The 22,545-nt window shown below is 70.5% G+C and carries 21 protein-coding genes and 1 tRNA gene; 8 read left to right on the top strand and 14 right to left on the bottom strand.

What is annotated here, in order from left to right:
* Positions 1–14: 14 nt before the first annotated feature.
* Positions 15–1,694 carry a sodium:solute symporter family protein gene (locus IE118_RS27070; RefSeq protein WP_189560678.1) on the bottom strand — a complete coding sequence of 560 codons (1,680 nt, stop codon included), beginning with the start codon at positions 1,692–1,694 and terminating at the stop codon, positions 15–17.
* A 176-nt stretch (positions 1,695–1,870) separates the two neighbouring features.
* Here IE118_RS27070 and galT point away from each other — a divergent pair, with 176 nt between their 5' ends.
* Genes galT through galK form a run of 3 tightly spaced genes read left to right on the top strand, consistent with a single transcriptional unit; the run spans position 1,871 to position 5,101 of the window.
* Positions 1,871–2,932 (top strand): galactose-1-phosphate uridylyltransferase, encoded by a 1,062-nt coding sequence (gene galT / locus IE118_RS27065; protein ID WP_189560677.1) that lies wholly within the window; start codon positions 1,871–1,873, stop codon positions 2,930–2,932.
* The gene (gene galE / locus IE118_RS27060) at positions 2,929–3,903 is read left to right on the top strand and encodes a UDP-glucose 4-epimerase GalE (RefSeq protein ID WP_189560676.1); all 975 of its coding nucleotides are present in this window, start codon (positions 2,929–2,931) and stop codon (positions 3,901–3,903) included. Before galT ends, galE begins: the two co-directional genes overlap by 4 nt.
* A 25-nt stretch (positions 3,904–3,928) precedes the next feature.
* Positions 3,929–5,101: a galactokinase gene (gene galK / locus IE118_RS27055; RefSeq protein ID WP_189560675.1), complete on the top strand. Its 1,173-nt coding sequence runs from the start codon at positions 3,929–3,931 to the stop codon at positions 5,099–5,101.
* Between the two features lie 3 nt (positions 5,102–5,104).
* Here the strand turns inward: galK and IE118_RS27050 are convergent, their stop codons facing one another.
* Positions 5,105–5,557, bottom strand: a complete 453-nt coding sequence (locus tag IE118_RS27050; protein ID WP_189560674.1) for a GNAT family N-acetyltransferase — start codon at positions 5,555–5,557, stop codon at positions 5,105–5,107.
* A gap of 291 nt (positions 5,558–5,848) precedes the next feature.
* Here IE118_RS27050 and IE118_RS27045 point away from each other — a divergent pair, with 291 nt between their 5' ends.
* Positions 5,849–6,616, top strand: a complete 768-nt coding sequence (locus IE118_RS27045; protein WP_189560673.1) for a LuxR C-terminal-related transcriptional regulator — start codon at positions 5,849–5,851, stop codon at positions 6,614–6,616.
* Here the strand turns inward: IE118_RS27045 and IE118_RS27040 are convergent.
* Positions 6,575–7,072 carry a MarR family winged helix-turn-helix transcriptional regulator gene (locus tag IE118_RS27040; RefSeq protein WP_189560672.1) on the bottom strand — a complete coding sequence of 166 codons (498 nt, stop codon included), beginning with the start codon at positions 7,070–7,072 and terminating at the stop codon, positions 6,575–6,577. The genes IE118_RS27045 and IE118_RS27040 overlap by 42 nt on opposite strands.
* A 119-nt stretch (positions 7,073–7,191) precedes the next feature.
* Here IE118_RS27040 and IE118_RS27035 point away from each other — a divergent pair, with 119 nt between their 5' ends.
* A complete protein-coding gene (locus IE118_RS27035; RefSeq protein WP_189560671.1) occupies positions 7,192–7,995 on the top strand; it encodes a trans-aconitate 2-methyltransferase in 804 nt (267 codons plus the stop codon).
* Between the two features lie 107 nt (positions 7,996–8,102).
* Here IE118_RS27035 and IE118_RS27030 read toward each other — a convergent pair whose 3' ends face one another.
* A complete protein-coding gene (locus IE118_RS27030) occupies positions 8,103–8,780 on the bottom strand; it encodes a TetR/AcrR family transcriptional regulator (protein ID WP_189560670.1) in 678 nt (225 codons plus the stop codon).
* Entirely contained in the window at positions 8,777–9,790 is a 1,014-nt protein-coding gene (locus IE118_RS27025) for an acyl-CoA desaturase (protein ID WP_189560669.1), read from the bottom strand. Before IE118_RS27025 ends, IE118_RS27030 begins: the two co-directional genes overlap by 4 nt.
* 289 nt (positions 9,791–10,079) lie before the next feature.
* On the opposite strand from IE118_RS27025, the gene ppc reads away from it, so the two are divergent.
* Complete coding sequence (ppc, locus tag IE118_RS27020; RefSeq protein ID WP_189560668.1) at positions 10,080–12,812, top strand: phosphoenolpyruvate carboxylase; 2,733 nt, start codon at positions 10,080–10,082, stop codon at positions 12,810–12,812.
* A 131-nt stretch (positions 12,813–12,943) separates the two neighbouring features.
* Here the strand turns inward: ppc and IE118_RS27015 are convergent, their stop codons facing one another.
* The 7 genes from IE118_RS27015 to IE118_RS26985 form a co-directional block, all read right to left on the bottom strand.
* Positions 12,944–13,432 carry a hypothetical protein gene (locus IE118_RS27015; RefSeq protein ID WP_189560667.1) on the bottom strand — a complete coding sequence of 163 codons (489 nt, stop codon included), beginning with the start codon at positions 13,430–13,432 and terminating at the stop codon, positions 12,944–12,946.
* Between the two features lie 87 nt (positions 13,433–13,519).
* The gene (pth, locus tag IE118_RS27010; RefSeq protein WP_189560666.1) at positions 13,520–14,131 is read right to left on the bottom strand and encodes an aminoacyl-tRNA hydrolase; all 612 of its coding nucleotides are present in this window, start codon (positions 14,129–14,131) and stop codon (positions 13,520–13,522) included.
* 105 nt (positions 14,132–14,236) lie between these two features.
* The gene (locus IE118_RS27005; protein WP_189560665.1) at positions 14,237–14,824 is read right to left on the bottom strand and encodes a 50S ribosomal protein L25/general stress protein Ctc; all 588 of its coding nucleotides are present in this window, start codon (positions 14,822–14,824) and stop codon (positions 14,237–14,239) included.
* A gap of 204 nt (positions 14,825–15,028) precedes the next feature.
* On the bottom strand, positions 15,029–16,009 hold the full coding sequence (locus IE118_RS27000) for a ribose-phosphate diphosphokinase (RefSeq protein WP_189560664.1): 981 nt from the start codon (positions 16,007–16,009) through the stop codon (positions 15,029–15,031).
* Between the two features lie 88 nt (positions 16,010–16,097).
* Complete coding sequence (gene glmU, locus IE118_RS26995; protein WP_189560663.1) at positions 16,098–17,543, bottom strand: bifunctional UDP-N-acetylglucosamine diphosphorylase/glucosamine-1-phosphate N-acetyltransferase GlmU; 1,446 nt, start codon at positions 17,541–17,543, stop codon at positions 16,098–16,100.
* Between the two features lie 114 nt (positions 17,544–17,657).
* Positions 17,658–17,728: transfer RNA gene (locus IE118_RS26990), tRNA-Gln, on the bottom strand.
* A 6-nt stretch (positions 17,729–17,734) separates the two neighbouring features.
* On the bottom strand, positions 17,735–18,613 hold the full coding sequence (locus tag IE118_RS26985; protein ID WP_189560662.1) for a hypothetical protein: 879 nt from the start codon (positions 18,611–18,613) through the stop codon (positions 17,735–17,737).
* Positions 18,614–18,774: 161 nt separating this feature from the next.
* Here IE118_RS26985 and IE118_RS26980 point away from each other — a divergent pair, with 161 nt between their 5' ends.
* Entirely contained in the window at positions 18,775–20,082 is a 1,308-nt protein-coding gene (locus IE118_RS26980) for a sensor histidine kinase (protein ID WP_189560661.1), read from the top strand.
* A gap of 25 nt (positions 20,083–20,107) precedes the next feature.
* Here the strand turns inward: IE118_RS26980 and IE118_RS26975 are convergent, their stop codons facing one another.
* Both IE118_RS26975 and IE118_RS26970 read right to left on the bottom strand, forming a co-directional pair.
* On the bottom strand, positions 20,108–20,602 hold the full coding sequence (locus tag IE118_RS26975) for an SUKH-3 domain-containing protein (protein ID WP_189560660.1): 495 nt from the start codon (positions 20,600–20,602) through the stop codon (positions 20,108–20,110).
* 35 nt (positions 20,603–20,637) lie between these two features.
* Complete coding sequence (locus IE118_RS26970) at positions 20,638–21,171, bottom strand: YwqJ-related putative deaminase (protein WP_189560659.1); 534 nt, start codon at positions 21,169–21,171, stop codon at positions 20,638–20,640.
* Positions 21,172–21,522: 351 nt separating this feature from the next.
* Between IE118_RS26970 and IE118_RS26965 the strand changes: the two genes are divergently transcribed.
* Complete coding sequence (locus tag IE118_RS26965) at positions 21,523–22,539, top strand: SMI1/KNR4 family protein (RefSeq protein ID WP_189560658.1); 1,017 nt, start codon at positions 21,523–21,525, stop codon at positions 22,537–22,539.
* Positions 22,540–22,545 lie beyond the last annotated feature (6 nt).

Below are 22,545 nucleotides of genomic sequence, written 5' to 3'. Positions count from 1 at the left end.
CAATCCTCCCGCGGTCAGAACGAGAACGGGATGTAGCAGGCGGCAGCCAGGATCACCGCACCCCAGCCGAGCAGTGCCGGCTTGCGGTACCACGCGTCGTCGCCCTCGGCGGGCGGCTCCGCCATGCCGGGGGAGCGGGTGCCGTAGACGAGGCCCTGGAGTTCGTCGGCGGGCTTGGGCGCGGTGAAGAGGGACACGGCGACCATGACCACCGCTCCCGCCACGAACCCCGCGATCGCCGAGACGAAGTTGGCCCCCTGGTCGGTGGGGATGTCGATGATGCCCTGCTTGTAGATGACGAAGTAGTTGACCATCGCGGCGGTGGTGCCCGCGATCAGGCCCCAGAAGCCGGACTTCATCGAGGCGCGCTTCCAGAACATGCCGATGATGAAGACGACGAACATCGGCACGTTGAAGAAGGAGAACAGCGTCTGGAGGTAGGCCATGATGTTGGAGAAGGAGCTGGCCAGGAACGCCGTGCCGATGGAGGCGAGGACACCGATCGCGGTGATCAGGCGGCCGAAGCGGACGTAGTACGCGTCCTCCCGGTGCTTCACCACGTACTTCTGCCAGATGTCGGCGGTGAAGACGGTGTTGAAGGAGGAGACGTTCGCCGCCATGCCCGCCATGAACGCGGCCAGCAGGCCGGTCACGGCGATGCCCAGGACGCCGTTGGGCAGCAGTTGCTGCATCAGGTACGGGATGGCGTCGTTGTACTGCAGGTCCGAGTCGGCGGTGCCGATCTGCGGCACCAGGACCGCCGCGACCAGGCCGGGGATCATCACCAGGAACACGATGAAGATCTTCGGGAACGCCGCGATGAGCGGGGTCCGCTGTGCTGCCGAGAGGTTCTTCGCGGACAGGGCGCGCTGCACCTCGGCGAAGTTGGTCGTCCAGTAGCCGAAGGAGAGGACGAAGCCGAGGCCGAGGACGATGGTCAGCCAGTTCGCGCCGAGCGGGTTGTCGCTGCCGATGCCCGTGCCGCCCCAGGAGGTCATGAAGTCGGCGCCGCGCGACTCGGTGAGGGAGTCCGACAGGCCGTCCCAGCCGCCGACGCTCTTCAGGCCGAGGACCGTGATCGGGATGAGCGCGGCCAGGATGACGAAGAACTGCAGGACCTCGTTGTAGATCGCCGAGGACAGGCCGCCCAGGGTGATGTACGCCAGGACGAAGAACCCGGCGACGACGATCGCCACCCACTGCGGCCACCCGAGGAGCGCCTCGACGACGATCGCGAGGGCGTACAGGTTGACGCCGGCGATCAGGATGGCGGCGGCCGCGAAGAGGATCGAGCTGAGCAGGTGCGCCGCCCGGTCGAAGCGCAGCAGCAGGAACTCGGGGACCGAGCGGACCTTGCTGCCGTAGTAGAACGGCATCATCACCAGGCCCAGGAAGACCATCGCGGGGATGGCGCCGATCCAGTACCAGTGGGTGGTGTAGACGCCGTACTGGGCACTGTTGGCGGCCATGCCGAGGATCTCGGTGGCGCCGAGGTTGGCCGCGATGAAGGCGAGGCCGGTGACCCAGGCGGGCAGGGAGCGGCCCGAGAGGAAGAAGTCCAGGCTGGTCTTGACCGAGCGGCGGGCGGCGAGGCCGATGCCCAGCACGACGACGAAGTAGATCCCGAGGATCGTGTAGTCCAGCCAGTTGGTGGGGAGTCGAAGTTCGGCAGCCAGATATGTGGGGGTTTGCATACACACTCGCTTCGTTCGCGAACTGAACCGGTGCGGAACCTGCGCTTCCGTGTGCGGTGATTGAACACCGTCGATGATGTTCTTTGTTTGATTGCGGTGGCAGCGGTTCGCTGGTGAGTTGTGATGTGTTATGTTCGATTGTGTTGAGTGGTTGCTGGGTGTGGAGGAGTGCGGCTGTGAAGAAGACGTCGACCCGGCTGGCCGACGGCCGTGAGCTCATCTACTACGACCTCGCCGACGACACCGTGCGGGACGCCGTGGACCGCCGCCCGCTGGACGCCACCGTCACCACCTCGGAGATCCGCCGCGATCCGCTGCTGGGCGATTGTGTCGCCGTCGCCTCCCACCGGCAGGGGCGCACCTACCACCCGCCCGCCGACGAGTGCCCGCTGTGCCCCTCCGAGGGGGAGCGGCTGAGCGAGATCCCCGACTCCTCGTACGACGTGGTCGTCTTCGAGAACCGCTTCCCCTCGCTGGCCGGGGACTCCGGCCGGTGCGAGGTCGTCTGCTTCACCTCCGACCACGACACCTCCTTCGCCCGGCTGGACGAGCGACAGGCGCGGCTGGTGCTGGACGCCTGGACCGACCGGACGGCCGAGCTGTCGCATCTTCCCTCCGTTGAACAGGTGTTCTGCTTCGAGAACCGGGGGGCGGAGATCGGCGTCACCCTCCAGCACCCGCACGGGCAGATCTACGCCTACCCCTTCACCACCCCCCGCACCGCCCTGATGCTCCGCCAAGTGGCCGCACACAGGGAGGCGACGGGCGGGGAGAACCTGTTCGACGCCGTGCTGGAGCGTGAACTGGCCGACGAGCGGATCGTCCTGGAGAGTGAACACTGGGTCGCGTTCGTGCCCTACGCGGCGCACTGGCCCTACGAGGTCCACCTGTACCCCCGCCGCCGGGTGCCCGACCTGCTCGGCCTCGACGAGGCGGCGCGCACGGAATTCCCCCGGGTGTATTTGGAACTCCTGAGGCGCTTCGACCGGATCTTCGGCGAAGGTGAGCCCCCCACGCCGTACATCGCGGCCTGGCACCAGGCGCCGTTCGGCGCGCTGGAGGAGTTCGACGGCGTCACGCGTGACGACTTCGCGCTCCATCTGGAGCTTTTCACCATCCGCCGTACCTCCGGCAAGCTGAAGTTCCTCGCCGGTTCCGAGTCCGGCATGAACGTGTTCATCAACGACGTGCCGCCGGAGCGTGCGGCCGGGCGACTGCGGGAGGTAGCGGGTTCATGAGCGGGAAATACCTGGTCACCGGGGGTGCGGGGTATGTCGGCAGTGTCGTCGCCCAGCACCTGGTCGAGGCGGGTCACGAGGTCGTCGTGCTCGACAACCTCTCCACCGGCTTCCGCGAGGGCGTCCCCGCGGACGCGTCGTTCGTCGAGGGCGACATCCGCGATGCCGCCAAATGGCTGGACTCCTCCTTCGACGGCGTGCTGCACTTCGCCGCCTTCTCCCAGGTCGGCGAGTCCGTGGCCAAGCCGGAGAAGTACTGGGACAACAACGTCGGCGGCACCATGGCGCTGCTCGCCGCGATGCGCGAGGCGGGCGTGCGCCGGCTGGTGTTCTCCTCCACGGCCGCCACGTACGGCGAACCCGAGCAGGTGCCGATCCTGGAGACCGCCCCCACCCGCCCCACCAGCCCCTACGGCGCCTCCAAGCTCGCCGTCGACCACATGATCACCGGCGAGGCGAAGGCCCACGGCCTGGGCGCGGTCTCCCTGCGCTACTTCAACGTGGCCGGGGCGTACGGGCAGTACGGCGAGCGCCACGACCCCGAGTCGCACCTCATCCCCCTCGTGCTCCAGGTGGCGCAGGGCCGGCGGGAGGCCGTCTCCGTGTTCGGCGACGACTACCCGACGCCCGACGGGACCTGCGTGCGCGACTACATCCACGTCGCCGACCTGGCCGAGGCCCACCTGCTCGCGCTGGGGGCCGCCGCGCCCGGCGAGCACCTGATCTGCAACCTCGGCAACGGCAACGGCTTCTCCGTCCGCGAGGTCGTCGAGACGGCGCGCCGGGTGACCGGGCACCCGATCCCCGAGATCGTCGCGGAGCGCCGGGGCGGCGACCCGGCGGTCCTGGTGGCGTCCGCCGCCACGGCCCGCGAGAAGCTGGGCTGGAACCCGTCGCGCGCGGACCTCGCGGGGATCGTCGCGGACGCGTGGCGGTTCACCCGGGCGCGCGCCGAGCAGGCCGGTCAGTAGGCAACGAAAGGTCAGGGGTCAGGGCATGAGCGAGTCCAGCGCGGCCGCCGCGGAGTCGGTGGCCGAGCGGTACGAGCAGCTGTACGGGGCCGCGCCGCAGGGGGTGTGGGCGGCACCCGGCCGGGTCAACCTCATCGGCGAGCACACCGACTACAACGACGGCTTCGTCATGCCGTTCGCGCTGCCGCACACCGCCGTCGCGGCGGTCTCCCGGCGGGACGACGGCGTCCTGCGCCTGCACTCCGCCGACGTGGACGCGCCCGTCGCGGAGCTGCGCGTGGAGGACCTGACCCCCGGCACCGACAAGGGCTGGACCGCCTACCCGGCGGGCGTGGTGTGGGCGCTGCGCGAGGCCGGGCACCCGGTCACCGGCGCCGACGTCCACCTCGCCTCCACGGTCCCGGCGGGCGCCGGACTGTCGTCGTCGGCCGCCCTGGAGGTCGTCGTCGCGCTGGCCCTGAACGACCTGTACGCACTGGGCCTGCGCGGCCGGCAGCTGGCCCGCCTGTGCCAGCGCGCGGAGAACGTCTACGTCGGCGCCCCGGTCGGCATCATGGACCAGACCGCGTCGGCCTGCTGCGAGAGCGGCCACGCCCTGTTCCTCGACACCCGCGACCTGTCCCGGCGTCAGATCCCCTTCGACCTGGCCGCCGAGGGCATGCGCCTGCTCGTCGTCGACACCCGGGTCAAGCACAGCCACAGCGAGGGCGAGTACGGCAAGCGCCGCGCGGGCTGCGAGCAGGGCGCCGCCCTGCTGGGCGTCGACGCGCTCAGGGACCTGCCGTACGAGGGCCTCGACGCGGCGCTCGCGCGGCTGGGCGACGAGGAGGAGGTCCGCCGGCTGGTCCGGCACGTGGTGACGGAGGACGCGCGCGTCGAGCGGGTGGTGGCGCTGCTGGAGGCCGGGGACACCCGGGCCATCGGCCCGGTGCTGGTCGAGGGGCACGTCTCGCTGCGGGACGACTTCCGCGTCTCCTGCCCGGAGCTGGACCTGGTGGTGGACGCGGCGGTGGACGCCGGAGCCCTCGGCGCCCGGATGACCGGCGGCGGCTTCGGCGGCTCGGCCATCGTGCTGACGGAGGAGGGCGACGTGCCCGCCGTCACCAAGGCCGTCGAGGAGGCCTTCGCGGCGGCCGGCTACACCGCCCCCCGGATCTTCGAGGCCGTGCCCTCGGCGGGTGCGCGGCGGGTGCGCTGACCCTCAGGCCAGCGGCTTGGTCAGGGTGTACTCCGTGATCCCCGGCGGATAGTCGGGGATCACGCAGACCACGTCGTAGCCGTGGCGGCGGTAGAAGTCCGGGGCCTGGAAGTCCCAGGTCTCCACGCGGGAGGCCGTGCAGCCGCGGCCGGCGGCGAGCCGTTCCGCCTCCGCCAGCAGCCGGGAGCCCAGGCCCGCGCCGCGGTGCCGGCCGTCGACCCAGAGGTACGTCACGTGCAGCCACGCCGTCCACGTGTGACCGACCAGGCCGCCCGCGAGATCGCCGTTCGCGTCCGACGCCCACACGTGCAAAGGCGCCTCCCGCTCGGCCGGGGTTCCGCGCAGTGCGCGCAGCACCGGTGAGGCCGCCGTGTTGGTGTCCTTCAGCCGCCGGTGGAGCAGATCCCGTCGGGCCCTGTCGACTTCTGTCTCAAGACGAAACATGCGGCTCACCATAAACGCGTAAGGCCGCCAGTTCTGCAAATTACCTTCCGCTCCCGGCCCTCGCCCGTACTCTGAAGAACAGTGCCGGTGGGGGCCGGTGCCGTTCAGGGGGCGAGACAGCCGGGTCCGGCGTCGCGGGCGGGGGTGGCGGCGACCGTACGGCGGCGGCGGTGCGGCCGCGGCGGACCGTCCCACGTCCAGCAGGTGAAGTGACAGCGGCCCCGGCGCCGTACCCGCGCCGGTGTCGTCCCGTGACGATGGGGTAGTCCCCTGCTCTGGGAAGAGCGTGGGGGAGGGGGTTTCGTGGTTCGCATTCGAGTCCTGGTCGTCGACGACCATCGCATCTTCGCCGAGTCACTGGCGGCGGCACTGGCCGCAGAGCCCGACGTCGACGTGTCCGCGGCGGGCAGCGGCCCGGCCGCGCTGCGCTGCCTGGAGCGTGCGGCGGCCGAGGGGCGGCGCTTCGACGTCGCGCTCGTCGACGCCGACCTCGGCGGCAGGGTGCCCGGCGGCCGGCCCGCCGCCCCCGTGCAGGCGGGCGACGAGGACGGACTCGTCGACGGGCTGGCGCTGGTCACCGGCGTGCGCGCGGCGCAGCCGCAGGTGCGCACCGTCGTCCTCGCGGAGAAGGACGACCCGGCCCGGGCCGCGCTCGCCCTGCAGGCGGGCGCCTCCGGCTGGGTGGCCAAGGACTGCTCGCTGAACCGGCTCCTCACCGTCGTACGGGGCGTGCTGCGCGACGAGACGCACCTGCCGCCCGCGCTGCTCACGGGCGTGCTGCGGGAACTGACCGCCGCCCGGCGGCACCGCACCGAGAGCGAACGGCTCGTGGAGTCCCTGACCCCGCGCGAGCGGGAGGTGCTGCGGTGCATGGTCGCGGGACTGGGGCGCAAGGCCGTCGCCGAGCGCCTGTACCTGTCCCCGCACACCGTGCGCACGCACATGCAGAACGTCCTCGGGAAGCTGGGCGTGCACTCCACCCTCGCGGCGGTGGCCCTGGCCCGGCGGGCGGGGGTCGGACCCGTCGACCTAACCGGGGACGTTGTCGAACGGGGCGGTCAACTGGCGTAGCAGTCCGGCCAGTTCGCCGCGCTGGGCGTGGGTGAGCTCCGCGAGGATGGCCCGCTCCTGCGCCAGCAGGCCGGCCAGTGCCTGATCGGCGCGGTCACGTCCCTCGTCGGTGAGCCGGACCAGGACGCCGCGCCGGTCGCTGGGGTCGGGCAGCCGCTCCACCAGGCCCTTCTTGGCGAGCCGGTCGATGCGGTTGGTCATCGTGCCCGACGTGACCAGCGTCTGGGTCAGCAGCTGCCCCGGCGAGAGCTGGTACGGGGTGCCCGCGCGGCGCAGCGCGGTCAGGACGTCGAACTCCCAGGACTCCAGTCCGTGCTCGGCGAACGCGAGGCGGCGCGCCCGGTCCAGGTGCCGGGCCAGCCTGCTCACCCGGCTGAGCACCTCGAGCGGTTCCACGTCGAGGTCAGGGCGCTCCCGGCGCCACGCTGCGACCAGCCGATCGACCTCGTCCTCCATGACGATCAGTGTAGTGGTTGTGTCGATGTGAAGTCTCTTGATGTCGAGTCTCTTGACGTCGAGATGTGTGGGGGGTGAGGGTGGGGGTACCCGTCCGCCGCCGGCCACCGGGAGGCCCCATGTCCGCCACCACCCCCGTCTGGGACCCCGCCCAGTACCTCCGTCACGCCGGTCATCGCACCCGGCCCTTCACCGACCTGCTGGCCCGCCTCCCGCGGCTCCCGCGCGACCCGGCCCGCATCGCCGACCTCGGCTGCGGCGCGGGCAACGGCACCGCGCTCCTCGCCGCCCGCTGGCCCACCGCCCGCGTCACCGGCTACGACAACTCGCCCGAGATGCTCGACCGGGCCCGCGCCGACCACCCGGCCGACCGGCTCGACTTCACCCACGCCGACCTCCGCGCCTGGGCACCCGGGGAGCCGTACGACCTGATCGTCAGCAACGCCACGCTGCACTGGGTACCGGGTCACGCGGACCGGTTCGGGAAGTGGATCGAAGGGCTCACCCCGGGCGGCACCTTCGCCTTCCAGGTGCCGGGCAACTTCGACGCCCCCAGCCACACCCTGATGCGGGACCTGGCCGCTTCCCCGCGGTGGCGCTCCCGCCTGACCGGAGTGCTGCGCCACGAGGAGGCCGTCCTCCGCCCGCAGACCTACCTGGAGCGCCTCACCGCCCTCGGCTGCGCGGCCGACGCCTGGGAGACCACGTACGTCCACCTGCTGGCCGGACCGGACCCGGTCCTCGACTGGGTCGCGGGGACGGCGCTGCGGCCCGTCCTCACCGCCCTGGACGGCGATCCGGAGGCCCGCGAGGCCTTCGTCGCCGACTACCGGACGGCCCTGCGGGCCGCCTACCCCGCCGGCCCCCACGGCACCCCGTTCCCCTTCCGCCGCGTCTTCGCGGTCGCCGTCAAGGAGACGTGACGCCCACCGCCGCCGCCTCCGCCTACCGCCGCCGCCCCCGCCCGGCCCGTCGCCCCGCCCGGCCCCGAGGACCCGGCGGGCGACCGGTACGCGGTCCCGGAGCCCCGCTAGGACTTCCGGTGGCCTATCAGCCGGGGCTTCGGCTCCAGGCCGTCCAGCCCGTGCCAGGCCAGGTTCACCAGGTGCGCCGCCACCTCCGCCTTCTTCGGCCGGCGCACGTCCAGCCACCACTGGCCCGTCAGCGCCACCATCCCGACCAGGGCCTGCGCGTACAGCGGGGCCAGCTTCGGGTCGAAGCCGCGGGACTTGAACTCGCGCCCCAGGATGTCCTCCACCTGGGTGGCGATGTCCGAGATCAGGGACGCGAAGGTCCCCGTCGACTGGGGGATGGGCGAGTCCCGCACCAGGATGCGGAAACCGTCCGTGTACTCCTCGATGTAGTCCAGCAGCGCGAACGCGGCCTGCTCGCACAGCTCACGCGGGTGACCGGCCGTCAGCGAACCGGTCACCATGTCCAGCAGGCGCCGCATCTCACGGTCCACCACCACCGCGTACAGCCCCTCCTTGCCGCCGAAGTGCTCGTACACCACCGGCTTGGAGACCCCGGCCTTCGCCGCGATCTCCTCCACCGACGTGCCCTCGAAGCCCTTCGCCGCGAACAGGGTGCGGCCGATCTCCAGCAGCTGCTGGCGGCGCTCCGCACCGGTCATCCGGGTGCGGCGCGCACGCCGCGGCTTGTCGTTGCTCGGGGTGCTGCTGGAGTCGGTCGCCACGCCGACCATCATGCCGCCTCGACGGGTTCCTTCCCTCGCCGGGCGCCGCCCCCCGTGGTGCTGCGCCGCGAATCGATACGCGAGCGTGACGGCCACCGCACGTCGTAGGCCCAGCCCAGCCGCTCGAACCAGCGGATCAGGCGCGCGCTGGAATCGAGCTGTCCCCGCTCCACACCGTGCCGCGCCGACGTCGGGTCGGCGTGGTGCAGGTTGTGCCAGGACTCACCGCACGACAGGATCGCCAGCCACCACACGTTGCCCGAACGGTCCCGCGACTTGAACGGGCGCTTGCCGACCGCGTGACAGATCGAGTTGATCGACCACGTCACGTGGTGCAGCAGCGCCACCCGCACCAGCGAACCCCAGAAGAACCCGGTGAACGCGCCCCACCACGACAGGGTGACCAGACCGCCGATCAGCGCCGGGAGCGCCAGCGACACCAGCGTCCACAGGATGAACTGCCGCGAGATCGCCCGCAGCGCCGGATCCTTGATCAGATCCGGGGCGTACTTGTCCTGCGGCGTCTGCTCCTCGTCGAACATCCAGCCGATGTGCGCCCACCACAGGCCCTTCATCAGCGCCGGGACCGTCTCCCCGTACTTCCACGGCGAATGCGGGTCGCCCTCGTCGTCGGAGAACCTGTGGTGCTTGCGGTGATCGGCCACCCACCGCACCAGGGGCCCCTCCACCGCCATCGACCCGGCGATCGCCAGCGCGATCTTCAGCGGCCGCTTCGCCTTGAACGAACCGTGCGTGAAGTGACGGTGGAAACCGATCGTGATGCCGTGGCACCCGAGGAAGTAGAAGAAGACCAGCAGACCGAGGTCCAGCCAGCTCACCCCCCACCCCCACGCCAGCGGCACCGCCGCCACCAGCGCCAGGAACGGGACGGTGATGAAGAGCAGCAGCGTGATCTGCTCGATGGAGCGCTTGCGCTCCCCGCCCAGCGTGGCGGAGGGCATCGCGTCGTCGGCCGGGCGCCGCTTCGAGGCTTCGTCGAGCACATCGGGACGTGAGGTCATACGTTCCCCTGTGGGGTATGTGGACTGAGGGTGGGTGCCGGGCGACCGGAACAGCAGCTTTCCCTACGGTTCCGTAACCTACGGCAACGTAAGTATGGCAGTGCGTCGCCCCACGGCAAGAGCCCGTGAGCCTGCGCGTCCGGGCCGACACCTATCCTGGAAGCCGGTCGGACAGCGCGGTCCGCTCTGATTTCTTCCCGGACGCCCGGCCCGTAAGCGGCGCACGCCGCGCGAGACGGCCGTCCGGGTTCCCTCCAGACGAGCTTCAACACTGCAAGGAGCCGCACCTGTGAGCAGTGCCGACGACCAGACCACCACGACGAGCAGCGAGCTGCGTGCCGACATCCGCCGGCTGGGCGATCTCCTGGGAGAGACCCTGGTACGGCAGGAGGGCCCGGAACTGCTCGACCTCGTCGAGAAGGTACGCCGACTCACCCGTGAGGACGGCGAGGCCGCCGCCGAACTGCTGCGCGGCACCGAACTGCAGACCGCGGCCAAGCTGGTCCGCGCCTTCTCCACCTACTTCCACCTCGCCAACGTCACCGAACAGGTGCACCGCGGCCGCGAGCTGCGCGCCCGCCGCGCCGCCGAGGGCGGACTGCTGTCCCGCACCGCCGACCGCCTCAAGGACGCCGACCCCGAGCACCTGCGCGACACCGTCCGCAACCTCAACATCCGGCCCGTCTTCACCGCCCACCCCACCGAGGCCGCCCGCCGCTCCGTCCTCAACAAGCTCCGCCGGATCGCGGCCCTCCTCGACACCCCCGTCATCGCCAGCGACCGGCGCCGCCTCGACACCCGCCTCGCCGAGAACATCGACCTCGTCTGGCAGACCGACGAACTGCGCGTCGTCCGCCCCGAACCCGCCGACGAGGCCCGCAACGCCATCTACTACCTCGACGAACTCCACGCGGGCGCGGTCGGCGACGTCCTGGAGGACCTGACGGCCGAACTGGAACGCGTCGGCGTCCACCTCCCCGACGACACCCGCCCCCTCACCTTCGGCACCTGGATCGGCGGCGACCGCGACGGCAACCCCAACGTCACCCCCCAGGTCACCTGGGACGTCCTCATCCTCCAGCACGAACACGGCATCAACGACGCCCTGGAGATGATCGACGAACTGCGCGGCTTCCTCTCCAACTCCATCCGCTACGCGGGTGCGACGGAGGAACTGCTCACCTCCCTCCAGGCCGACCTCGACGCCCTCCCCGAGATCAGCCCCCGCTACAAGCGCCTCAACGCCGAGGAGCCCTACCGGCTCAAGGCCACCTGCATCCGCCAGAAGCTGGAGAACACCAAGCTCCGCCTCGCCAAGGGCACCCCCCACGAGCCCGGCCGCGACTACCTCGGCACCGGCGAACTCCTCACCGACCTGCGGATCATCCAGGCCTCCCTGCGCGAACACCGCGGCGGACTCTTCGCCGACGGCCGCCTCGCCCGCACCATCCGCACCCTCGCCGCCTTCGGCCTCCAGCTCGCCACCATGGACGTACGCGAACACGCCGACGCCCACCACCACGCCCTCGGCCAGCTGTTCGACCGGCTCGGCGAGGAGTCCTGGCGCTACGCCGACATGCCCCGCGACTACCGCTCCAAGCTCCTCGCCAAGGAACTCCGCAGCAGGCGGCCCCTCGCCCCCACCCCGGCGCCCGTCGACGCGGCCGGCGAGAAGACCCTCGGCGTCTTCCAGACCGTCAAGCGCGCCCTCGCCGTCTTCGGACCCGAGGTCATCGAGTCCTACATCATCTCCATGTGCCAGGGCGCCGACGACGTCTTCGCCGCCGCCGTCCTCGCCAGGGAAGCCGGACTCATCGACCTGCACGCCGGCTGGGCCAAGATCGGCATCGTCCCCCTCCTGGAGACCACCGACGAGCTCAAGGCCGCCGACACCATCCTCGAGGACATGCTCGCCGACCCCTCCTACCGGCGCCTCGTCGCGCTCCGGGGCGACGTCCAGGAGGTCATGCTCGGCTACTCCGACTCCTCCAAGTTCGGCGGCATCACCACCAGCCAGTGGGAGATCCACCGCGCCCAGCGCCGCCTGCGCGACGTCGCCCACCGCTACGGCGTCCGCCTGCGCCTCTTCCACGGCCGCGGCGGCACCGTCGGCCGCGGTGGCGGCCCCACCCACGACGCCATCCTCGCCCAGCCCTGGGGCACCCTCGAAGGCGAGATCAAGGTCACCGAACAGGGCGAGGTCATCTCCGACAAGTACCTCATCCCGGCCCTCGCCCGCGAGAACCTCGAACTGTCCGTGGCCGCCACCCTCCAGGCATCCGCTCTGCACACCGCGCCCCGCCAGTCCGTCGAGGCGCTCGCCCGCTGGGACGCCGCCATGGACGTCGTCTCCGACGCCGCCCACACCGCCTACCGCAAGCTGGTCGAGGACCCCGACCTGCCGACGTACTTCCTGGCCTCCACCCCCGTCGACCAGCTCGCCGACCTGCACCTGGGCTCGCGGCCCTCCCGCCGCCCCGGCTCGGGCGTCTCGCTCGACGGCCTGCGCGCCATCCCGTGGGTGTTCGGCTGGACCCAGTCCCGGCAGATCGTCCCCGGCTGGTACGGCGTCGGCTCCGGCCTCAAGGCCCTGCGCGAAGCCGGCCTCGACACCGTGCTCGACGAGATGCACCAGCAGTGGCACTTCTTCCGCAACTTCATCTCCAACGTGGAGATGACCCTCGCCAAGACCGACCTGCGCATCGCCCAGCACTACGTCGACACCCTCGTCCCCGACGAGCTCAAGCACGTCTTCGACGCCATCAAGGCCGAGCACGAGCTCACGGTCCGCGAGGTCCTGCGCGTCACCGGAGAGGCGGAACTCCTCGACGCCGACCCGGTCCTCAAGCAGACCTTCAGCATCCGCGACGCCTACCTGGACCCCATCTCCTACCTCCAGGTCGCCCTCCTCAAGCGCCAGCGCGAGGCCGTCGAAGCCGGCGAACAGCCCGACCCGCTGCTCTCCCGCGCCCTGCTGCTCACCGTGAACGGTGTCGCCGCCGGCCTGCGCAACACCGGCTGACCCGGAACACGACAGTGCCCCCGGCCCCGTACGCGACGTACGGGACCGGGGGCACTCCCCGTCCCGGACCACCGGCCGTCCCGGACCACCGGCCGTCCCGGATCACCGGCCCTCTCGGACCAACGGCCGTCTCAGACCACCAGGAAAGCCGCCGTGAGCAGCGCCGCCCCCGACAGCGCCATCACCCACGCCACCCGCGTCCGCAGCAGACCGCCCGCCACGACCACCGACGCGAGCAGCAGCGCACCCCCCAGCGGCACCCACGCGTAGAGGATCCCGGCCGGCCCCGCACGGACCCCCTCCTCGCCCCCCGGCTTCAGCACCACCGCGTACGTCCGGCCCTCCTCCACGGCCACCGAACTCTCCAGCCGCACCTCCGCACGCGGCTGCGAGCCCGGCGACGACGGGGCGTACGGCCCGGCGCACGTCCCCCCGGCACACCGCTCGACCGCCACCGTGCCGCGCTCACGCCCCTTCGTCAGCATCGCGTGCTGCGCCGTACCCCACGACGCCCACACACCCGCGATCAGGATCAGCGCGGCGACCGTGCCCATCGCAGCGAACCGGCCGAAACGCAGCGCGGCGACAGAGCCACGGGAGGAGCGGACCGCAGGAGACATGGCCGAGATCCTTGGCCATGACCTCGCGGCCGGTCAACTCCGGTGGGGGACCACCCCGGACAACCCCACCGAAGCCCCCTCAGCAGGTCAGGAGTTGTACGTCCCCTGCGCCCGCTCCAACCCGTCGAGCACCAGACACTCCACCGCGTCCGCCGCACGGTCCACGAAGTAGTCCAGCTCCTTGCGCTCCACCGACGAGAAGTCCTTCAGCACGAAATCGGCCACCGGCATCCGCCCCGGCGGCCTGCCGATCCCGAACCGCACCCGGTGGTACTCCCGCCCGAACGCACCCGTCAGCGACTTCAGCCCGTTGTGGCCGTTGTCCCCGCCACCCAGCTTCAGCCGCAGCGTCCCGTAGTCGATGTCCAACTCGTCATGGACCGCCACCACCCGAGCCGCCGGCACCTTGTAGAACTCCCGCAGCGCGTTCACCGGACCACCCGACAGGTTCATGTACGACATCGGCTTCACCAGCACCACCCGCCGGTTCCCCGGACCCGGAGGACCGATCCTGCCCTCCACCACCTGCGCCTGGGCCTTGCCCGCCCGCTTGAACCGGCCACCCATCCGCTCCGCCAGCAGATCAGCCACCATGAACCCCACGTTGTGCCGGTTCATCGCATACCCCGGCCCCGGATTGCCCAGCCCCACCACCAGCCAGGGACCCGCCGCGCCGCCCTCGTCCGCCGTCACGCCCATGCCTCCTCCACCCGCGCGGTCCGCACCCGCGCACACGCGTCATCCTGCACGTCGGCCGCTGCCCCCCAAGGGAACAGCGGCCGACGAAACGACTCACCAAGAGGATCAGGCCTCGGCGGCCTCTTCGCCCTCGCCTTCGGACGCCTCCTCGGCCTGCGCGGCCAGCACCTGGAGGACCACCGTGTCCTCCTCGACGGCCAGCGTCACACCGGAGGGCAGCGGGATGTCCTTGGCGAGGACGGAGGCGCCGGCCGCCAGACCCTCGACGGAGACGGTCACACCGTCCGGGATGTGCGTGGCCTCGGCCTCGACCGGCAGCGTCGGCAGGACATGCTCGAGCAGGTTGCCACCGGGGGCCAGCTCGCCCTCGGTCTGCACGTAGATCTCGACCTGGACCTTCTCGCCGCGCTTCACCTTCAGCAGGTCCACGTGCTCCAGGAAGCCCTTCAGCGGGTCACGCTGCACGGCCTTCGGAATCGCGAGCTGCGTCTCCTTGCCGTCGATGTCCAGCGCGATCAGCACGTTCGGCGTACGCAGCGCCAGCAGCAGCTCGTGGCCCGGCAGCGTGACGTGCAGCGGCTCCAGACCGTGCTCGTACACCACACCGGGAACGTTGTTCTCACGACGGATACGGCGCGCGGCACCCTTGCCGAACTCGGTGCGCGTGGTGGCGGCGATCTTCACCTCGGACATGGTCACTCCTCGAAGTCAGAAACGGACGTGGTCACCCGGCCACGAACGGCCTGCTACGAAGAGCGCGTCGATAACGGATCACCGTACGGCTTCACCGAAGCGGTACGGCCTCCCTCGCCGAGCAACTGCAGCAGTCTACTCGGACCAGGAGGCCGTACCCAAAACGATCATCGGGACCCGCACGGGTGCCCGACTGCAGAACCCTTACTGCTCGTCGAACAGACTGGTCACAGACCCGTCCTCGAACACCTCACGCGTCGCGCGCGCGATCGTCGGCGCGATCGACAGCACCTTGATCTTGTCCAGGCTCTCGCTCAACTCGATCGGCGTCGGCAACGTGTCCGTGAACACGAACTCGCTCACCCGCGAGTTCTTCAACCGGTCCGCCGCCGGACCCGACAGCACACCGTGCGTCGCCGTCACGATGACATCCTCCGCACCGTGCGCGAACAACGCGTCCGCCGCCGCACAGATCGTGCCACCCGTGTCGATCATGTCGTCCACCAGCACACACACGCGGCCCTTCACCTCACCGACCACCTCGTGCACGGTGACCTGGTTCGCCACGTCCTTGTCCCGGCGCTTGTGCACGATCGCCAGCGGGGCACCCAGACGGTCGCACCACCGGTCCGCCACCCGCACCCGGCCCGCGTCCGGCGACACCACCGTCAGCTTCGAACGGTCCACCTTCGCGCCCACGTAGTCCGCCAGCAGCGGCAGCGCGAACAAGTGATCCACCGGACCGTCGAAGAAGCCCTGGATCTGATCCGTGTGCAGATCCACCGCCAGCAGCCGCGTCGCACCCGCCGTCTTCATCAGATCCGCGATCAGACGCGCCGAGATCGGTTCACGACCCCGGTGCTTCTTGTCCTGCCGCGCGTAACCGTAGAACGGCACGATCACCGTGATCGACCGCGCCGAAGCACGCTTCAGCGCATCGATCATGATCAACTGCTCCATGATCCACTTGTTGATCGGAGCGGTGTGGCTCTGGATCAGGAAACAGTCGGCACCACGAGCCGACTCCTGATACCTCACATAGATCTCGCCATTGGCGAAGTCGAAGGCCTTCGTCGGAACGACCCCGACCCCCAGCTGGCGGGCGACCTCCTCGGCAAGCTCGGGGTGTGCGCGGCCGGAGAAGAGCATCATCTTCTTCTCGCCGGTCGTCTTGATCCCGGTCACAGCACTTTCTCCTCAGAGGTGTCGCAGCAGGTGGGCGTGCAGATGTGCACTTATCACGGTACGCCGTCTTCGAGCCGGCAGAATCCGGTCAGCCCTCCTCGGCCGACCCCCGGGAAGCCTCCTCGGCCGCCTTCGCCGCAGCACTCCCCGGACGCTTACGAGCCACCCAGCCCTCGATATTCCGCTGCTGACCACGGGCCACGGCCAGCGAACCGGGCGGCACATCCTTCGTGATCACCGAGCCGGCCGCCGTGTACGCGCCGTCCCCGATCGTGACAGGTGCCACAAACATGTTGTCCGAACCCGTCTTGCAATGCGAGCCGACCGTCGTGTGGTGCTTGTGCTCCCCGTCGTAGTTGACGAACACACTCGCCGCACCGATGTTCGAGAACTCACCGATCGTGGCATCCCCCACATACGACAGATGCGGAACCTTCGTCCCCTCACCGATCGACGCGTTCTTCGTCTCCACATACGTACCGATCTTGCCCTTGCGCGCCAGACGCGTCCCCGGACGCAGATACGCGTACGGACCCACCGACGCCTCCGGACCCACCTCGGCACCCACCGCCACCGTGTTGTCCACCCGCGCACCCGCACCCACCCGCGTGTCCGTCAACCGCGTGTTCGGGCCCACCTCACACCCCTCGGCCAGATGCGTCGCACCGTGCAACTGCGTACCCGGATGCACCACCACATCCCGCTCGAACGTCACCGTCGAGTCCACCCACGTCGTCGCCGGATCCACCACCGTCACACCGGACAGCATCGCCGCCGTCAGCAACCGGTCGTTCAGGATCCGCCGCGCCTCCGACAACTGCACACGGTTGTTGATCCCCGCGATCTCCCGGTGATCCCCCGCCACCGACGCACCCACCCGGTGCCCCGCCCCACTCAGGATCCCCAGCACGTCCGTCAGGTACTCCTCACCCTGACTGTTGTCCGTCCGCACCTGCTTCAACGCGTCCGCCAGCAACGCACCGTCGAACGCGAACACACCCGAGTTGATCTCCCGGACCGCCAGCACCTCGGGCGACGCGTCCTTGTGCTCCACGATCGCGGTCACCGCACCGGACCCGTCCCGCACGATCCGCCCGTAACCCGTGGCGTCCGGCACCTCCGCCGTCAGCACGGTCACCGCGTTCCCGTCCGCGGAATGCGTCTCCGACAGCCGGCGCAACGTCTCACCCGTCAGCAACGGGGTGTCACCGCACACCACCACCACGGTCCCGTCCACGGAACCGCCCAACTCCTCCAGACCCATCCGCACGGCATGCCCCGTGCCGTTCTGCTCCTCCTGCACCGCGGTGCGGACGGCGGGAGCCACCTCGGAGAGGTGCGCGGTCACCTGCTCGCGGGCATGACCCACGACGACGACCAGGTGCGCCGGGTCGAGTTCACCGGCGGCGGTGAGGACGTGGCCCACCAGGGAACGGCCACAGATGTCGTGCAGAACCTTCGGAGTGGCCGACTTCATGCGGGTGCCCTCACCCGCTGCGAGTACGACGACGGCTGCCGGGCGGTTGGCGCTCACGGGGGTGCCCTTCGGCTGTTCGGGGAGGGGGTGACATCCGCAGGATACCGGGGCGGGTGTGGGGGGACATGAGTGCGGGCCCCGACGCAGAGGTCAGGGCCCGCAACCGCTGGGCTCCCGGGGGAGGACTCGAACCCCCATAAGTGACACCAAAAGACACCGTCTTGCCCTTAGACGACCCGGGATAGTCCTTATGTCCGGTTCGATGTCTCGCCCGGACGGACAGCCCCTACTATGCCGTACCACCAGCCTTCGATGCGACGGTACAACTCGGCTCCGTTCCTCACGTCGACGCGGAGGCACCCGTAGTAGTCGTCACCGGTGTTCTTCCGGTTGGTGCGCGGGTTGTGGCGCTTGAGGGTGGTCTTCATGAGGTCGTTCGCGTCGATACCCACGTGATGGGCCCAGTACTTCTCGGCGGCCTCCACGTCCGCGCTCTCGTGGATCTGCACGGCGAACCTGAGGGTCGTCGGGTCCACGTCGAGCAGGGCGAGCCAGGCGAGGAACACTGTGATCATGTTCGGGTCGCTGTTGACGAAGGTGATGCGCTCACGGCGGCTGTATGGCTTGCTCTTGGAGCCTTCAGCCCAGTAGAGGGCCACGCCGACGGTGAACAGCTCGCGGTCGGTCAGCGCGCCCATCTCACGCTTCGCGGCGGCTCTCGTCCGCTGCCGTTCCTCCTCGCGGCGTCGGAGCGTGGCTTCCCAGCCACGCTTCGCGATCGCTGACGCCTCTTCGCGGCTTCGTTTCCGCTCCGGTTTCGGCAGGTCCCGTACCCACAGGGAGATGGAGCTCTTGGAGCAGCCGAGCTCGACCTGGATCCGGTCGTACGTCCAGCCCTGGAGGCGTAGCTCCCGCGCCTTCTCCCGCAGGTCGTCCTTGGCGTTGGGTCGTTTCGTCCATTCCGGGGGCGGTTCGCCCTCGAGCAGGCGGTTGAGGAGGTCGTTGTTGTCGACGTGGAGCCGGTCGCGGATCTGGCGTCGGCTGAGCCCCGCCCGTCGCAGGGCCAGCGCCCGGTCGCGCAGGGCTTCGAAGTCGGCGTACTTGCCGGGTGCATGTGTCACCCGCATACCGTCCGGGCGGAATGGTGTGTTCCGCGGTCGAACGGTGAGCGATTCAGCAGTTCGAGGGATTTCGGGGCGTACCGCGTCCGATCGGTCACCCTGTGTGGTGGGGGTCGGTCGTGGAAACTCGCCGGATATCGGGTGGGGGGCGCCCGTAGGGTGGAGGTATGACCACGACGGGGGAAGAGCTGGTGGCGGCCCGGGGAGGGCCGTGGTGGTGGGAGCGGCGGCGCGGTGCCGTGCTGGATGTGGGTCTCGCGGTGGTGTCCGCGCTGGAGTGCGGTCTGGAGGGGGTTCCGTTCGCGTGGGCGACGGGGATCCCGGTGGCCGTGGGGGTGGTGTTCGGTCTGCTGGCCGGGTCGGTGCTGCTGGTGCGGCGGCGGTGGCCGATCGTGGTGGTGCTGGTGGCGATCGCGGTGACGCCGGCGTCGATGGGTTTCCTGCTGGGGATCGTCGGTCTGTATTCGCTGGCGGCGTCGGATGTGCCGCGGCGGTTCATCGGTTCGCTGGCCGGGATGCAGTTGGTCGCGGTGCTGATCGTGATGTTCGTGCGGATGGGGCAGGACCTGGCGCGTGAGGGTGTGGACGTCGAGGACTGGATCGTGCCGTTCGCGTCGATCACGACGGCGTTGGGGGTGACGGCTCCTCCGCTGCTGCTGGGGTTGTACGTGGGGGCGCGGCGGCGGTTGATGGAGAGCTTGCGGGAGCGTGCGGACAGTCTGGAGCGGGAGCTGCAGTTGCTGGCGGAGCGGGCCGAGGAGCGGGCTGAGTGGGCGCGGGGGGAGGAGCGGACGCGGATCGCCCGTGAGATGCACGACGTGGTGGCGCACCGGGTGAGTCTGATGGTGGTGCATGCGGCGGCGTTGCAGGCGGTGGCGCGGAAGGATCCGGAGAAGGCGGTGCGCAATGCCGCGCTGGTGGGGGACATGGGGCGGCAGGCGTTGACGGAGTTGCGGGAGATGTTGGGGGTGTTGCGGTCGTCCGGGGGTGGCGGGCGGTCGCGGGAGGTGCCGTTGGCGGCGGTGGGGGCGGCGGCCGCGGCGGCGGCGTCGCGTGCGGTGGGTGAGCCGGCGGGTTCGGGTGAGGGGCCGTGTCTGTCGGAGATCGAGGAGTTGGTGGGGCAGTCGGCGGCTGCGGGGATGGTGGTGGATCTGTCGGTGGAGGGGGAGAGCCGGGTGTGTGCGCCGGAGGTGGAGTCGACGGCGTACCGGGTGGTGCAGGAGGCGTTGACGAACGTCCACAAGCATGCGGCGGGTGCGAAGACGTATGTGCGTCTGGCGTACCGGGTGTCGGAGATCGCGATGCAGGTGGAGAACGAGCCGCCGGTGGGGGCGGGGTCGGCGGCGGGGTTGCCGTCGGGGGGCAATGGTCTGGTGGGGATGAAGGAGCGGGTGTCGGCGCTGGGTGGGGTGTTCGTGTCGGGGCCGACGGATGCGGGGGGTTTCCGGGTGTCGGCGGTGATTCCGTCGTCGTAGGCGGGGGTCGGCGGCGGGTGGGGGGTCAGCCGGCGGTGAGGCGGGTGGGCTGGAGGCCGGTGACGAGGGTGGTGATGCCGTGGTCGATGGTGGGGCCGAGGTACCAGTCGCCGGTGTGGTCGAGGGCGTAGACGCGGCCCTGGGCGTCGATGGCGAGGAGTGCCTGGGTGTCGGTTTCGGTGCCGAGGGGGCTGATGTCGGTGTCGAGGGCGCGGCCGAGGTCGGCGAGGGTGCGGGCGGCGTGGAGGCCGTGCAGGGGGTCGAGGTGGAGGGTCGCGGGGGCGATCTGGCGGCCGGGTCCTGTGGGGGCGATGTGGAGTCCGCCGAATTCGGCCCAGGCTTCGACGGCGGCGGGGAAGACGGCGTGGCGGTGTCCGGCGGGTGAGGTGTGGTCGCGGAGGGTGTCGGCCCAGATCTCGGCTTGTTTGATGTCCCAGTGTCCGGGTTGCCATCCGGCGGTGCGCAGGGCTGCGTCGACGGGGACGGCGAAGCGGGTGGTGGAGGTGCGGTCGGTGTGCATCTGCTCTTCGTTCGTCGTGGTCGGGGGGTGGGGGTTCAGCCGTCGGTGGTGGCGGCGGGGTCGACCGTGCGGACGCCGAAGTGGGCGGTGAGGGCGGTGCAGGCGCGGCAGAGGGGTGCGTAGCTGTCGTGGAGGGGGTCGCCGTCCTCGCGGATGCGCCGGGTGGTGAGTTTGGCCTGTTTGAGGGCTTTGCGTGCTTCGCCGTTGGTCATGGGTCTGCGTGCGGCGCGTTTGCTGCGCTGGGTGTCGATGGTGGTGATGTGCCGGGAGATGAGGATGGTTTCGGCGCAGCGGCCGGTGAAGCGGTCGCGTTGGTCGCTGGTGAGGGTGTCGAGGAAGTCCTGGACGAGGGGGTGGAGGGCGGGGGGTGTGTCGCCGCGTGCGGGGGTGGCGGTGAGGGTGGTGCCGCGGACGGTGAGGGCGGCGGCGATGGTGGGGAGGATGCCGTCGCGGCGGTGGTGGAGGGTGGGGGTGTGGGTGGTGTCGGTGGCGCTCCAGCCGATGCGCGGGTCGCCGGTGCGGGGGTCGCCGGATGGGCCGGTGTGCGTTCCCGTTTGCGTCACGTTCATGATCGTCATCCCCTCCCGGGTGTCTCCCCGGAGGTCACAGAGTGCCAAACGGCGTGGCTGATGCGGAAGCTGGGGCGTGGCGACACGCCCGGGTTTGGGCGGGCTGTCACGGGAGGGTGACGGTTGGTCACGGAAGTGGAGGGGTGGGTGACCGGCGCCGGTGACCGGTGGAGGCGTACCGCATAGGCTGTCGGCACCGCGATCCATGCGGTGTTCCGTGCGGTTGTGTGTGCGGGCGCCGTGGGGGTCGGGGCGGTAAGTAGTCGAGACAGACGTGACAGTCGATTACGTTCCGTGACCGTCCGAAGGGGGCGGGGCGGGTCGTACAGAGTGCCGCAGGGGGCAACCGCCATGACGACAGGTCGGCTCGGGCTGGGGGCTGCTCCCGGCCGCCAGGCTGGGGGCGGGATCGCGCCGCCGAACGCTGCCTATGCGGGGCAGGTCGTGCACTTCCCGGACCCGGTGCGGGCGGCCCGTCATCCGCGGGGGGTGCGGGTGGACGAGCGCGGTTATCCGGATTTCTCTCCTTATGCGCGTGCGGCGGTGGAGATCGCGGATCCGCCGGAGGGTTTCGGTGTCGACGAGTTGCGTCTGACGGACTACGTGTCGGCCAACGCGGCGCTGGCGGCGGACGGGCACGACCTGTGGGACACGGTGCCGGCGGTGGCGACGCCGCACGGCTGGACGTGGCATCACGTGGTGGGGTCGCGGCGGCTGGAGCTGGTGCCGGTCGAGGTGAAGGCGCTGCTGCGGCATCACGGTGGTGTGGCGACGTCGGCGGTGGATCACGGCAAGCGGGGGACGCGGCCGTTGCAGGAGACGCGTCCGGCGCACTTCGGGCTGCCGAAGTCGGGTGTGGCGGTGTCGGAGTCGCAGGTGCTAGGGGTCGAGGAGGATCTCGGGTACCGGTTGCCGGGTGCGTACCGGTCGTTCCTGAAGGCGGCGGGTGGTTGTGCGCCGGTGGGGACGGCGTTGGACGCGGAGCTGGGGCTGCTGGTGGACCAGCCGTTCTTCACGGTGCGGGACGAGGCGGCGGTCAACGACCTCGTGTACGTGAACAAATGTCTGCGGGACCATCTCACCAAGGACTATCTGTGTGTGGCCTTCGTGCAGGGTGGTCTGCTGGCGGTGAAGGTGCGCGGTGAGCGGCAGGGTTCGGTGTGGTTCTGCGCGTACGACGACGTGCGGGACGTGGATCCGTCGGTGCCGCCCGCGGAGCGGGTGGAGCGGCTGCTGTTGTCGTGCGGTGAGGATTTCGACGTGTTCCTGTCGCGGCTCGCGGGGTCTCCGCCGGAGCTGGAGACGGTGGCGAATCTGATGGTGGACGGCGGGTTCGCGCGTGTCGTTCCGGTTGCGGCTGGGGAGTGAGGCTCG

Origin of the sequence: Streptomyces pilosus, from assembly GCF_014649835.1 — a bacterium.
Taxonomy (GTDB): Bacteria; Actinomycetota; Actinomycetes; order Streptomycetales; family Streptomycetaceae; genus Streptomyces; species Streptomyces pilosus.
Note: the sequence above shows the minus strand (reverse complement) of the source record. Positions and strands in the feature narration are given on the sequence as shown.